We start from the raw sequence: 12570 nt of genomic DNA, 5'->3' as shown, positions 1-12570 counted from the left end.
AGCGGCGCGTCTGGCGCAAGATCCACTTCGGGATTGATGAGGAAACGCTGGAGGTTCGGGCCGTAGAGATCACAGGGAACCATATCGGCGAAGCGCTGCAAGCGCGGTGCCACCTTTCGTCGGCACCGAGTTTCTAGCCCCATGTTCTGGGCCATTTCGGACTAGGGTTTCGGGGACTAGTGGACTCATGCGCTATCGCTTCCCCATGACGTCGGCCTCTCGTCTTTAGGACGGGAGGGTCCGCTGTCGCGGACTTGTGCATCGCCGGTCTAATGCGCCGTCTTGGCCAAAGCGCTGCATAGCTAAGCAGGGAAAGCTACTCACCAGTCGGACTGCACAGTCTCCCATGGAAACCGTTTTGGTGATCCGCCTCGATTGAAATGGTCTGCCGTTATGGCTAAGAAAACTGGGGAACCACAAGCGTTGCATCTGGCCTCTCAGCTAGGATAGCCCTATCTGTCGATCCGCGTTCTGGGCATCATGCCTGGAATTCATCGTTGAACACACTTCAACCTGTTCTCTGCTTACCGATTGCCAGAACCAGGTCCGCCTGCCAGCATTGCTGCTTGGCGCATTCGCTGGAACTCGTCAGGTGTGACGGTTCCATCGCTGACATCAATACCCTTGGGAATCCGCGCTCGTTTGTGTCCGACTACACGAACGCTGCTTCTTGTGATTTCCAGGCAGGCAGAGTTGTAGCAAGTCAGCCCATTTGTGTTGATTTGAATAGCGGTCTGACCAATTGCATTGGTGACCAAAGGAGCCTGGGTAGTAGTGGCGCAAGCTGAAGCCAACACCGCAAACCCGAAACACGCCCATTTTTTCATACGCAACTCCTTTATTCCTCAAAGATAGGTCAGCAACCGTTCAGTCAAATTTTTCGAGCGTCTACTTCGAGCCCAAAATGCGCAATTCTACGTCTTGTGCGAAATCCTTTTTTTTCAGGCAACGCGCAACGAAGTCGGACGTCCATCCAACAACAGTTGCACTACTGTAGGACACCTCCAAGGAACGGTGAACTCTTCACATTTTCGTTTTGCACAAACTGGAAAGGTGGAGAGAAAAGATGTCACAATTTGATCTGCTAACGACGCTGCGAAACCAATACCCGGCGACTACAGCTGCGGCACACAATTTGGTCTTACGTACGTCTGAGCTTTCAGTTGCCAGAAAGCACAAAGTTCAGATTTACGTTGACAAGACTCCTCGGGCGCTGATCGCCTTCGAAAATGGCCTTTGGGAAACCTTACTTTGGGCCGCCCGAGAATCCAATGCCGCAAGCGCAGAGCGGCTGTTCAAATTCACAGCAAACTTCTTCGCTCAGTTCGCATTGGCATGTCCAACGTGGAATAACGTCCTGCCCGAAATCACAGATTACTTGATTGCAGCAAGCAGTGCAGAAAAGTCCCTGCTTACTGACGCTGTCGACCAGGTCAAAAGAGAACAATCCATAATGATTGGCATCGGGCGCGAGAACCCATCGAACCGGACGAGCAAACAACAGTGATCCGCATTCGGCCTTAACCGGGTCGCTGCAAGAAGAGGCACCGGGTGTTTTAGGGGCTCCACAGTAAACGCATTGATTGGAGAAGAAAATGAAAGACCTTGATTCACAAGCTTGGGACATTGTCCTTTCGATAACGCCCAAAGACATATTGAAGTTCTACCAAAAGACTGACGACCTTAGTGATCTACACCAAAAAATTTATGAAGATTTTCTGGTCAACGGTCGGTTTGCTTGCGTGCACCATGAGTTTTTCTTTTACTCAGATGCAGCTGAGCAGCAAGCCTATGTACTGCGTGTTCAAAGACTCACTGGGACCCAACCGGACTCTTTTCGGCGGTGATTCAAAGGATTGCGAAGGTTCTGCCGGGCAATACGAGACTCGTCTTCAACCGGACGCAAGAGACGCCAAAAATATCACGACTGGCTGCAGATTGTTGGACGATTCAAGAAAAAACGGTTGAACCTTCGAAAACCGCGCTGTGTATGAGTAAGAACAACGAATTTTTCAATTGCCTGCGACTTTGCGAAAATCAAAACAGCAGTTTTGTCTCATTCCATCACTTGCCAGAATCTACCGCTTCAAAGGCGCTCCAACCCTGCACGGATCATTTCGACCAGGCCGCGCGCGAAGGGTAGATCGTTTATGTATTCGTCAATTGTGAAGTCGCCGTTTACTTGAGGCAATTGTGCTCTGGCCAGCCCTGTTTCACCGGCTAGGCTATGCACCGCGGAAATAATCAAACGATCAATGAAATAGTCTCGCACATCTATTTGGCGTACTTTTTTGACAGCGGCCTTGAAGTCTCCTTTCTCAACGTCTTCCAAGCAAAGTGTAATCTGGGTCCAAGTTGGCAACATGGGATTCGCATCCGTCGCTTGTCGCACCAATTCCGCGCCTTTATTGGGGTCGCCGACAAATGCAATCCATCCTCCAGCCACAGCGAGCAGAAGATTGCCATTCGGATTGGCGCGAATTGCGGCATCAATTAATTGCAGAAAACTAGGTTTATCTCCATCCAATTGGGCATAGACGGCTGCTGCGATCAGAGCCTCCTGGCAATTTGGCTCAAAAGCCAGTGCTTTCTCTGCATGAGTTCGGCCATCTTCGACAACGGACTTCAATCGTTTTTGTCCAACACCTACCTGTTCAACATATCCAAACGCCAATAGTGCGTGCGCCAAGCCACTGGTTGGGTTCTCCCTGACAGCAGCTTGCGACAGTTCCAACATTCGCGCCAAGCTGCTGACTTTATTTGCGCGAAGGTGGGTGTGGAACGCCAACAGAGCTTCATACACGTTTGAGTCCGAAGCCGGTCGCGTTTGAGCGTTTCTCGCAGCGTCGGTTGCAACAAACCCATATGCATCCGCAATGCAGACGGCGCAGCGCTTTGCGACGTCTTCTTGAGCATCGAAAACATTGGCGTTGCTCAAAAAGATGTCTTTGCGCTCCGACCATACTAGGTCACCGGTGTCTCTTCGTTTCAATTGAACAACTATGCGCAAACACTCGCCATCTTCGCGAACCGTTCCTCCCAGAACATAATCGCAGCGCTCAAGCGAGTTATGTTCTTCCTGGGTTTGTGACTTAGAGTTTTCGGCCCTAAAACCTGTAAGTACCCGGACATAACCGAAACGGGCGAGTTCCAGCGCAATCTCTTCTGGCAAACCACCGCGAAAAAAAATTGCACGCGCAGTCTCTGACCCTGAGAACGATCTAATGCCTAGCGTGGGCAACCTTGGCGTTTGCTCATCAGTCAAACTCGCGTTATTTGACTGAAATTCTCGAATGCGAAAGGTGGGTCGATACCGACCTTTTGGAACCGATATTTCTACCCTGTTTTGTCGACCTGAGGTCAAATAAAAATAATTTAATGCCTTTCTCAGTTTTACCGCTTCAGTTCGCACAACGGGATCAGTGTTGGGATCAAAGTCTGCGCCTCGTCCAAACACATCCATTGCCAACGCAGTGCCATGAAGTTCTTTACCCCTGCCGTCGATTTCACTTCTGACGAGGTGTTCAAAAAAAAATCTGTTGCGTTTGCTGACCGCGAAGTCACTCGAACCAACAATACGTTCCAGCTCTTCCAGGACCTCTTCTCTACTCACTTCTAAGGGCAAGAGTCACACCTTGGGGTCAGCCGCGCCAAATAACCTAAGTAGCACACTCTGGGTAGCACGACAAAGGAGACAACACCTTTTGGAAGTGATCGCCATCTCTAAGTTCGGTGTTTCGTGTTCCAACTTATTTTCACTGCGATAGCAACTGCTGCAAACGACCTGACGGGTGCGTTGGACACAATGCGCTTTTCTACCGCATTTATGTGGGCAAAGCTGTCGTTCGAAGAATCTTTAAAGACGAAAATGCAAATGCGTGGTAGCTCCAGATTATGGCAACGACATCTGCGCGAAATCGACCGCCCATACCTTATGCATTTGCGGTTGTTGGTGTCCTTTTTGCTTCAATCTGTTTCGGACTGGTTCCCTATTTCAGCCGCAGCCTGACCGAGCAAGGCGTCGCACCCTATGCGGTCGCATTCTATCGCTACATTGTTGCGGCAGTTCTTTTGCTTCCAGTTCTCATCTTGCACCGAAAAGAATGGCGAGAGATCACTTGGGGCCTTTCAGCCGGAGCAGTAATGGGGATTGGTTGGATCGGATATGTAACGGCGCTGGAGAAGTTGCCCGCATCGACAGTGGGTGTGCTCTACATGACCTATCCGGTGTTCACCCTAGTTATTGCTTGGGCTGTGTTTGGCGATGCACCCACGCGACGCGCCATATTGGCCGCTGGTCTGATTGTGGTGGCGGCTGTCATTGCTGGTTCGCCCGCGTCAGTGCCTGCGGAGCATCTGCCAACGCTGTTGATATCTCTCGCCGCTCCATTTGGGTTTGGCTTCGGAATTTGCGTCCTCGTACACAAGTTGGCACGGATTGCGCCGTTGGCACGAATCGCGTCAGTTTCTCTGGGGTCTGTACTGGGCCTCACACCGCTCATCCTTGGTACTGAGGTTGGAGAGCTTCTTCCTAGAGAACAATCCGATTGGCTTCTCATTGCTGGTATTGGACTGGTCACCGCGTTCGTGCCCCAGCTTATCTACACGATTTGCTCGCCTGTCATTGGAGCCTCCCAAACTGCGGTGGTCGGAAGTATCGAGCTACCCACGATGTTTGCCGTGGGACTTCTTGCTTTTGGCGAAGCCGTCTCTTTACCTCAAGCTTTGGCATGTGCCTTAGTGCTGGGCGCAATCGCGATCACAAGAAGCAGAAAGACGCGCACGGTATCTACCGTGCTCGCAAAGTCACCAAGGCGGTAGTACTGGGCTCGGTCCGTTCATTCGATGCACTCGCATGAGCGGCCGCAACGCTGACAACACGGTCAACTGCGATCACTATCGCTACTTGGAATAAATCCAGACTTTCACTTCAGACGTTCTTCCGCGGATTTTCTGAGGGCCTGCATCCATTAATTGATCAAGATTAGCATTTGGATCGTCCTGCTTGATTGCACAGACCAGGTCGTCGCTCACAACCAGCTGAGTGTTAAGTTGTCTGGTCAAGTGTTCGATCCTGCTTGCGATGTTCACAGTGTCGCCAATTACGCTGTATTCCAAGCGTCGTTCATTCCCTATGTCTCCGGCGACCACGGTGCCCCAGTGCAGTCCGATGCCAACTCGGATCGGGTCGTCTCCGAACAACAACCTTTTAGCGTTCCAATGGTCCAATGCGTCGATCATTTCATAGGCGCTGTTTAAGGCGTTTGCGGGGTCGTGAGGGCCCGGACTGGGAGTTCCAAAGGTCGCCATGAGCCCGTCGCCAATGTATTTATCCAAGGTGCCAGAGTTTTCGAAGACCGCTTTACCCAAACGGTCGTGATAGCCTCTAAGAAGCTCAATCACCTCATCGGCGGTCGCATTTTCGCAAAGTTTTGTGAAGCCTATAATGTCCGCAAAAAGTACCGCCACTTTTTGGTGCCTACCGGCTGAAAGACCAACATCTGATCTGCTTAATTGGTCGACGACATTTGGTGAAAAATATCTTGCCAGACTGGCCCGCTTTCTCTCAGTCGATAGGAGATTGCTAACGAGCCGCCGAGATCGCGCAACAACAACAGCAAGCCCCGCAGACAATATCACCACGACCAGTAATTCTGTGGCGGCATATCCGAGAAACAGAAAGTTGAGGTCAGCGCCTGCGGCAAGCCAGGCTTCGACTGTCTGTTCCGGCAGATCCAAATTACTGTATGCACCTGGCAGGCTCAAAAACCATACCCACATGCCGGCGCGAGCAATGATTATACTGATTCCACACCAGACAACCAGGAAAGGTCGAAAACTAAACGATGCCTGCATAAGAAACATCAAAAAATAAAGAAAACGCGCGGTATCCATCGAAATAGCCGGCGGCAACGAAGCGCCGGAAAACGGCACACTGAGGCTGAAAATTACCGCTAGAAATAGGCAATCCAACGTAACGAACACGTACTGAATGCTGCGTCCGCCAAGACGCGAGTAAGCCGCGATGTACTGCAAACCGCCAAGCAAAACAAAAGCGAAGATTTCAAGAAGAACAAAAAAATGCGATAGTCCAGTCTCCGGGCTGTCAATGGCCTGCCACAGAAGAACAAGCGTAAGAGAAATGGTTCGGACCTTTGCGGCGAGCATCATGCCTTGGCGCTCTTCCTCAGCGAAAGCCGCGCAGCCGCGTAATCGTACTCTTTCTTGAAAGGCTTCTGACATGCGCCAGACAGTCTAACCTACAAACGCCAAATCGCTAAGTCATTCCCTCGCAAGGACAGAGAAGCAATACAACTACGTCCGCTTTGGGCTCGGAGCGGACATTTCGTGGAATCTGCTCAACATCTGCTTTGCGGACAAAGCGGTCGATGACGAGAAGCCTAGAGTTTTTAAATTCCAGTATCGAAAATCGAAGGGCGCACGGCATCCTCTTACCTTCGAACAATAAAGTTTTGGCGATGAACAACGTACACTGCTCAAATTGAGTTCAAAAAACCCTCTATTTCCACTAGGGCTTTAGGCCAGGCAGGATCATACTCTGGCATCGTATTGTTTGCTGTCTCAAGGCCAATAAAGCGCGCATTCTGGATGCCGGAGGCGAATATCCTACCTTGTTCAACACTGTGCATCCTGTCTCGATTAGCGTGCATAACCAGAGCCGGACAGGTGATCCGCAGAAGTAGATCGGTTACGTCGACCCCTGCGACCAGTGGTCCAATCTTGAGCCAATCCTGATGGTCCATTGCCACTTTCATAAATTCTGCATAAGTGCGCTGGTCATGTGGACTTGCGGTTGGAGCAAATGATTGCGCCATCAAGTCTCTTGCAGACGGGTATTCATCGTTCCAGCCTTCAAGACTCATATCCATCATTGCTTGCCCAAGCGCAGCAATTCCGGGCTGTGAACGCACCGCGAGTCCTTGTGCAAATCCACCGAGTAGAACCAACCCCGAAACACGGTCAGGATTATGTGCGGCAAAAGCCGCGGCAATGGTTGCCCCAAAAGAAATGCCAAACAATGGAACTTTTTCGATCCCGGCTGCGTCCAGTACGGCCTCAACATCTTCGACGATCCGATTCAAAGACACATCCTGCACGCCCCTCTGGGACAAGCCATTGTTTCTACCATCAAACCGATAAAGGCAGTGATTTTCAGAAAGCAGCGGCAACCACCCGGCGATGGTGTTCATCGTCCAATCGTATTCCAGATGCCTAAGCCAGTTTGGTGTGACCAGTAACTTTCTACCACTTCCAGTGGATGTCCAGGCAAGCGTTGTACCGTCTTTTGATTTTGCAAAGCGGACGTCTTGAGAGCTAGCCAGCAGCTTGTTCTTTGCGCGTCTTTTGTCACCATCTAAATCAATAGAGTAGGCTTCCACTGGATTTGGAATTCCCTTCAACCGTATCGAGCTTTCTGGTCGCAAAGCAACCGCCAGCGAAGTTCCCGCAACTTCAGCAGCTGTCTTGCTGACGAGACAACTTCCAATATGCGCGCTGGACTGAAGGCGCGACGCAACATTCACGGCCTCTCCGAACAAGTCTGTGCCATTTGGCATTACGTCGCCAACGTGGAGACCTCCTCGAAGTGTTACGTCTTCATCTCTCATCTGATTGAAAATCTGGCTGGCAGCATTAATTGCGTCTGTGGCTGCAACAAACTCAACCAAGGCACCATCTCCCATCAGCTTGAATATTCGTCCTTTGTTTTCATGGACCAACGGTCTGATCACATCGTCCAAAATGCGTTGTAGAGTGTTCAGCGTGGTCTCAGCATCCTCTGACATGCGCTTGGTATAATCGACGACATCGAGGCTTAGGATCGCAGCAATTTTCCGCTTCATCAGTCGATGTGATCCTTTTAGCTAAACCAATTCCTCTGAACCAAAATTAACAGACGAATAGATTTTTGTGACCAAAACTTGTGCCTGGGCATTTTGCTAAGCCTGCAAGTTCCCAAACTTGCGTTGAAACACACAGCCGAGCAAAATGTCTTCTTGGCTGGCGAAACCTAGAACTAAGGTGAATGATTAACGCATTTCGCGTCGCTAACGAAGGTTCACTTCGAAATATCCATTCCAATGGTATCAGTCCGTAGTTCTTCTCATCTGTGACCGATGGCAGCCCGAAGCGGAACTTCGACTCCGAGCTTTGCAAAATCTAACAAGCGGAAGGCAGCTACCATTAGTGTGAATGGCTTGAAGGTATCGAGCGCTTCGCCACGGCGACAATTTAAGAAAAAATGAACGCGAGAAACAAGGTGGCTGAAACTGCTCTCTGACAGAAAACAGGCGTCCCCGCACACTTTCGCGCAATTCGAGCTTAGCCCAAGGTGTTGCCGGTGATGAAGGTGTACGAGCTTTCTACCAGATCGATGACGACATCCAACTCTTCTGGTGTGGTCGGTGTATATATCATGACAAAGCCGCTCCACCCAGGACGTTGCTTGGCCCAAGGGTGAGCTACGGCCCAGCCAGCCTCAATTGCCCGTCGCGCCATTGCCGGATGCAGCGACGCGTGCAAGCTGCCATCAGGATGCATATGCGCAAACTCAAACCCACCCACGATAGAGTTCGGTTGAGACAGCAGCATGTCGGGATCAAGCTGAAAACCAATCGCGCCAGGAAGCGATATGCGTGTCGGGCCAAGTGTGACCCCTGGGAGTTGCGCAACACGCTCCAGCAATAGCTTGGCCAAGTCGGTATCAATTTCGACACCAATCTGAGTATGCGGTACGCCGCTTGTCGTTTCAGGACGGGGTGAGGTGCGCTCCGGCAAGGGGCGCTCTTGTGCGGATGCCAACGGGCACGTCAATGCCACCGCCGTTGCAGCAACCGCCAATGCTCTCAGGATTTCATTCATCGTGTTGACCATCCGCCAAAATCAAGGAATGAGCGTTCAGCGCAGTATCGGCGCCCTTGCACACATCATTCAGCCTTTAAAGCTTCGATATTGATCAAGAGCTCTATCTCGTCGCTCACCGCTGGCACAAAGACCCCAAGTCCGAATTCAGACCGCACGATGGTCGCCGTGGCTGCCAGGCCCAGGGTCGACGTGCCCTCTTTTTGGGCCAAACGGGTGTGGAGCTGACTTGTTAAGCGTTGTTTCCAAAACAACAGGTTTGGTGATGCCATTCATGGTCAGGTCGCCAGAAGTATTCGCGGTATTGTCCCCGGTGACTTCAATGCTGGTCGAGGCGAATGTGACCATGTCACTGTCACTTGCGCTAAAAAAGTCATCGGACATGAAGTGTTGCAGACGGGCGTCCCAGCCCGTGATCATGGATTTTACAGGCATAGACACTAAGACAGATGATGATAACGGATCATCTTCGTTAAACTCTATCTCACTGCTAAAACCTGAGAACATTCCAAATGTTTCTGAAAAACCGATGTGGTCGTAGCTGAACAATACCTGGCTATGTCCAGGATCCAGCTCGTAGGTGCCACCCTCGGACAATGCGTTTGTCGCACCCATCGATAAGAGTACCGCCAGCGGGGTTGCTGCCACTTTGAACATTGATACGCTCCCGTTTTGACAAGACGTATTTGTGGGATTTAGGTTTTGACCGACCAAGCTTTTAGAACAAAATGTTCTACTGTGCAACAAAATGTTCTACAGGAGAGGTGATTGAAAGAAGATCCTAGGCTGATCGCCACACGACAGGCGGCGCTTGATGCGGCGCAAAAGATACTGATGGATGAAGGCGTGCTGCACGTAACTCATGGCGCAGTTTCAAAGGCAACGGGCATTTCGCGCAGTACACTTTACAGGCACTGGCCAGATGCGCGTAGTCTGCGTGATGCAGCATTCCGGCGCATCGCAACACCACCGAACATACCGCCCAAAACCGATGGCCCTCTGCGATCTGACCTGCGTTGGTTACTCGGCGTACTGATGGGAGCCTTGAATGACACACCATGGGGTCAAATTGCACCTCAGGTAGTCGCTTCTGCGTCCACCGATGCAGAAGCGCGGTTGGTGATCACTGAATTCATGAAAGACAGGTTCGCAAGTGTTGAAGCAGTATTTGCAGCCGCAATAGACCGAGGTGAGATTGCCGCGGATGTTCCGGTTGAACAGCTTATAGAACTAGCTGTCGCAGCACTTTATTTCCGCAAGCTCATACGTCACGAGGCGCTGAACGAAGAATGGTTGGACAAACATGTCGATCTACTTTGCAGTATCGCGAAAACCAATTCGGGACAGTGACCATCGCCTGACCTTGAAATCAAAGCGACCTGCACCTGGCGCGAGATTTCGACAGAACAGCAAGTTATGATCAATAGCCTGTCCAGCCAGTTCCTCATAGCTGCCGCTCCAAAAGGTCTCGGCAAACGTTCACTATGATCGTTCGTTGAGGTTTGCAAAGTTTGCTTTCTGCGCATTCCTGTCGTTGGGGCACCGTGCAACATCGGTCAATTTGGGCTCGAAGCAGATCTTAGCTTGAGTCAGTTGAAGGGGTGCTTTGCGGACAATGCCGACATTGATTTGATTTGGCAGCAAAGGTCTCAGCGGTTTGCAAACGTGTGATTGGCTTGGCTAGAGAGCAAGGGTATCACACCGTCAGGCTGATGACAGGCGAACGTCAGGCGGCTGTACGAAAGGCTTGGTTTCAAGATGGTCACTTCCTGGGATGCCAACCCACACGAAGCCCACGATTATTTCGAGCTAGGCATCGCGTGAATTTGCCGTAGTCAGGCCAATCCTGCGGCTTTGAACCATTCTGCCATGGGCTATCAACGGACAAGGCTCCTTTTGCATAGCTAGTCTATCTCCCTAATTTCACTCACTTGGCGGGCTGGGTTGACGGTCACACCTTCGTGCGACTGCAACTTGATGAAAATCGAAAGCAACAACGGGCTCACACGGCCATTCGTTGCGGCTTTCACAATTGCCCTCACTGGGCCAATTCCCATCGCCGGATGCGAACGCAACAGTAAACTTTGCTGGTGACTGAGAACCTATCTAACCGCAAAGCTTCGGTGATCCCGCGCTCCTGATTTCCCGGCCAAAGAACATGTGACGAACCCCAGCCCAAAAAGCCGCTGCTTCACACATGGAACAGGGCTTGGAAGATGAGTACATGACCGATCTGGTCAAATCTCGATCATTGAGACGGCGCGCCGCGTCCCTGATCGCGGCCATTTCAGCGTGGCCCGTGGGGTCTTGATCCAAAATAACCCTGCTCCATGATTGGCCAATAATAACATTGTCGCGAACCACGACTGCACCGAACCCCTGGTCTCCATGGTCAATTGCATATTGTTGCATCTCGAAAGCGCGCTCCATGAACGTGGCATCGCTGGGGTCACTTGGTTGAGGTATCGTGTCGTCCATCCTCGAGGAAGTTTGTCCCGCGACGGAGCCAGTCAAGCCGACCGTCAGTGCGCCAGAGCCGGACGCAGCAAGAAAGCCACGCCTCGCGAAAACGAGTGCGCGGTGGCGGTCCTGCTCAATTTTTCTAAACTTGTTCATTTTGCCAAAATCCGTGAGATGTATGCATCTTCGCCACTACCCTACCACGAGGAGGCCTCGAACTGAGGCCGGTCCAATCCAAGCTGCTATAGGCACCTTTTAGGTGAGCCTCACCGCTTCAGCCTGCTTGATTGGTTTCAGTCCTTTTTTCTTAGCCGATCTGCCATCTCAGAAAACCCGCGCAGCTCGGCGTGTTCGAGCGGCGTAGTTCCGTTTCGATCGGCAAGCGTTCTGTCAGCACCCGCCGCTAATAATGCATCCAGAACTTTAAGATGATCCGGGCCGCCGTCACCAAGCACAACGGCTTCCATAACTGCGGTCCAGTGCAGATTGTTCACATGGTCCAGAGGCGCGCCAGCAGCGATCAGCCGTCGGACAATCTCGACATGACCGAGGTGCGCAGCTGCTATCAGAGCCGTTCCTTCATAAGGGCTGGTCGTTAGACCCGGATAATTGCCTAACTCGATGGCGAGCGTCATCAATTCTGGATCGTTTGCAACGGCCGCAATAGTGACCACGTCGTAGGCCTGACCCTCAAGCGCATTCATGTCGGCACCGGCCTCAGCGAGTGCACGCAATGCCTCGTCCTCTGAAGCAAAGGCTGCCACATGGGCTGGTGTGCGGCCTCGCGAGTCCCTCGCGTTGACATTTGCCCCCGCCGCAACGAGCTGCCGGATCATTTCTTGGTTGCCGGTGTGAGCGGCTGCGAAGAGACCGTCGTAATTCTCGACTTCACCAACCGAAGGTGGTGTCTGCGCCGTGCCCGCGTTGACGGCGAGAACCATCACAAACGCAAATAGAAAAAGACGAAACATGGCCAATCCTTTTACTCAAATACTGGTGAAAGTCTCCAAGTTCGCAGACCTTCTATCAAGAAATAGCTGCAACGAGCACCAACGACTGCTCAGGGCAGCATAGTCAAAAGCTACTGAACGTCAGGAATGGGCCAATTGCGAAAGTGAGTACGAAGGCCCTTGTCCACCTCAACCCAAGTTAGCCGGACAAGACCATTGAGAGTTAGCTCGGCTAAATTATCTGGCCCGGGATGACGCCAGATTTGCATCGAACCCAGTA

11 protein-coding genes and 2 pseudogenes are annotated in these 12570 nt (G+C 51.6%); 5 read left to right on the top strand and 8 right to left on the bottom strand.

The window, feature by feature from the left end:
• Window positions 1-95, top strand: a pseudogene (locus ACR1XU_RS22760) (IS5/IS1182 family transposase); the annotation flags it as partial.
• A 429-nt stretch (window positions 96-524) separates the two neighbouring features.
• Here the strand turns inward: ACR1XU_RS22760 and ACR1XU_RS22755 are convergent.
• Entirely contained in the window at window positions 525-827 is a 303-nt protein-coding gene (locus ACR1XU_RS22755) for a hypothetical protein (RefSeq protein WP_170617598.1), read from the bottom strand.
• A gap of 239 nt (window positions 828-1066) precedes the next feature.
• Here ACR1XU_RS22755 and ACR1XU_RS22750 point away from each other — a divergent pair, with 239 nt between their 5' ends.
• Window positions 1067-1507 (top strand): hypothetical protein, encoded by a 441-nt coding sequence (locus ACR1XU_RS22750; RefSeq protein WP_480909522.1) that lies wholly within the window; start codon window positions 1067-1069, stop codon window positions 1505-1507.
• Between the two features lie 88 nt (window positions 1508-1595).
• Entirely contained in the window at window positions 1596-1847 is a 252-nt protein-coding gene (locus ACR1XU_RS22745; protein ID WP_480909520.1) for a hypothetical protein, read from the top strand.
• Window positions 1848-2086: 239 nt separating this feature from the next.
• Here ACR1XU_RS22745 and ACR1XU_RS22740 read toward each other — a convergent pair whose 3' ends face one another.
• On the bottom strand, window positions 2087-3625 hold the full coding sequence (locus ACR1XU_RS22740) for a hypothetical protein (RefSeq protein ID WP_480909517.1): 1539 nt from the start codon (window positions 3623-3625) through the stop codon (window positions 2087-2089).
• Window positions 3626-3894: 269 nt separating this feature from the next.
• On the opposite strand from ACR1XU_RS22740, the gene ACR1XU_RS22735 reads away from it, so the two are divergent.
• Entirely contained in the window at window positions 3895-4821 is a 927-nt protein-coding gene (locus ACR1XU_RS22735; protein ID WP_480909514.1) for a DMT family transporter, read from the top strand.
• Between the two features lie 81 nt (window positions 4822-4902).
• Here the strand turns inward: ACR1XU_RS22735 and ACR1XU_RS22730 are convergent, their stop codons facing one another.
• The 4 genes and pseudogenes from ACR1XU_RS22730 to ACR1XU_RS22715 form a co-directional block, all read right to left on the bottom strand.
• Window positions 4903-6243 (bottom strand): adenylate/guanylate cyclase domain-containing protein, encoded by a 1341-nt coding sequence (locus tag ACR1XU_RS22730; RefSeq protein ID WP_480909511.1) that lies wholly within the window; start codon window positions 6241-6243, stop codon window positions 4903-4905.
• A 254-nt stretch (window positions 6244-6497) separates the two neighbouring features.
• Complete coding sequence (locus tag ACR1XU_RS22725; RefSeq protein WP_480553112.1) at window positions 6498-7862, bottom strand: alpha/beta fold hydrolase; 1365 nt, start codon at window positions 7860-7862, stop codon at window positions 6498-6500.
• A gap of 478 nt (window positions 7863-8340) precedes the next feature.
• Entirely contained in the window at window positions 8341-8880 is a 540-nt protein-coding gene (locus ACR1XU_RS22720) for a luciferase domain-containing protein (protein WP_480909508.1), read from the bottom strand.
• A gap of 65 nt (window positions 8881-8945) precedes the next feature.
• Window positions 8946-9537: pseudogene (locus ACR1XU_RS22715) on the bottom strand (YceI family protein).
• A gap of 111 nt (window positions 9538-9648) precedes the next feature.
• On the opposite strand from ACR1XU_RS22715, the gene ACR1XU_RS22710 reads away from it, so the two are divergent.
• Window positions 9649-10230, top strand: coding sequence for a TetR/AcrR family transcriptional regulator (locus ACR1XU_RS22710; RefSeq protein ID WP_480909505.1), 582 nt, complete (start codon window positions 9649-9651; stop codon window positions 10228-10230).
• A gap of 756 nt (window positions 10231-10986) precedes the next feature.
• Here the strand turns inward: ACR1XU_RS22710 and ACR1XU_RS22705 are convergent.
• Window positions 10987-11496: a nucleoside deaminase gene (locus ACR1XU_RS22705; RefSeq protein ID WP_480553115.1), complete on the bottom strand. Its 510-nt coding sequence runs from the start codon at window positions 11494-11496 to the stop codon at window positions 10987-10989.
• A gap of 137 nt (window positions 11497-11633) precedes the next feature.
• The gene (locus ACR1XU_RS22700; protein ID WP_480553116.1) at window positions 11634-12311 is read right to left on the bottom strand and encodes an ankyrin repeat domain-containing protein; all 678 of its coding nucleotides are present in this window, start codon (window positions 12309-12311) and stop codon (window positions 11634-11636) included.
• Between the last annotated feature and the right edge of the window lie 259 nt (window positions 12312-12570).

This window comes from Ruegeria sp. D1(2025), from assembly GCF_056536425.1.
This window is presented reverse-complemented; position numbering and strand designations above follow the sequence as displayed.